The sequence below is a fragment of the Paraburkholderia sp. SIMBA_053 genome (assembly GCF_046534895.1).
Lineage (GTDB): Bacteria > Pseudomonadota > Gammaproteobacteria > Burkholderiales > Burkholderiaceae > Paraburkholderia > Paraburkholderia caledonica.
Map to the genome: position 1 here is coordinate 1 of NZ_JAWRXU010000048.1, position 979 is coordinate 979.

A 979-nucleotide genomic window follows, 5' to 3' on the forward strand; every position below is an offset into this window, starting at 1 on the left:
CCCAACTGATCTTCAGCATCTTTTACTTTCACCAGCGTTTCTGGGTGAGCAAAAACAGGAAGGCAAAATGCCGCAAAAAAGGGAATAAGGGCGACACGGAAATGTTGAATACTCATACTCTTCCTTTTTCAATATTATTGAAGCATTTATCAGGGTTATTGTCTCATGAGCGGATACATATTTGAATGTATTTAGAAAAATAAACAAATAGGGGTTCCGCGCACATTTCCCCGAAAAGTGCCACCTAAATTGTAAGCGTTAATATTTTGTTAAAATTCGCGTTAAATTTTTGTTAAATCAGCTCATTTTTTAACCAATAGGCCGAAATCGGCAAAATCCCTTATAAATCAAAAGAATAGACCGAGATAGGGTTGAGTGTTGTTCCAGTTTGGAACAAGAGTCCACTATTAAAGAACGTGGACTCCAACGTCAAAGGGCGAAAAACCGTCTATCAGGGCGATGGCCCACTACGTGAACCATCACCCTAATCAAGTTTTTTGGGGTCGAGGTGCCGTAAAGCACTAAATCGGAACCCTAAAGGGAGCCCCCGATTTAGAGCTTGACGGGGAAAGCCGGCGAACGTGGCGAGAAAGGAAGGGAAGAAAGCGAAAGGAGCGGGCGCTAGGGCGCTGGCAAGTGTAGCGGTCACGCTGCGCGTAACCACCACACCCGCCGCGCTTAATGCGCCGCTACAGGGCGCGTCCCATTCGCCAATCCGGATATAGTTCCTCCTTTCAGCAAAAAACCCCTCAAGACCCGTTTAGAGGCCCCAAGGGGTTATGCTAGTTATTGCTCAGCGGTGGCAGCAGCCAACTCAGCTTCCTTTCGGGCTTTGTTAGCAGCCGGATCTCAGTGGTGGTGGTGGTGGTGCTCGAGCAGATCATTCAGCAGATCATCCAGATCGGTATCATCTGCGCTTGAGCTAGAGCCGCTACTTGAAGACATAAAATCATCTTCGGTTTTGGTATTAAAATCATCA

The 979-nt window shown here is 46.8% G+C and carries 1 pseudogene; it reads right to left on the bottom strand.

Going from position 1 to position 979, the window contains the following annotated elements:
* A pseudogene (locus SB753_RS34435) lies at nucleotides 1–116 on the bottom strand (TEM family class A beta-lactamase); the annotation flags it as partial.
* Nucleotides 117–979: the final 863 nt, after the last annotated feature.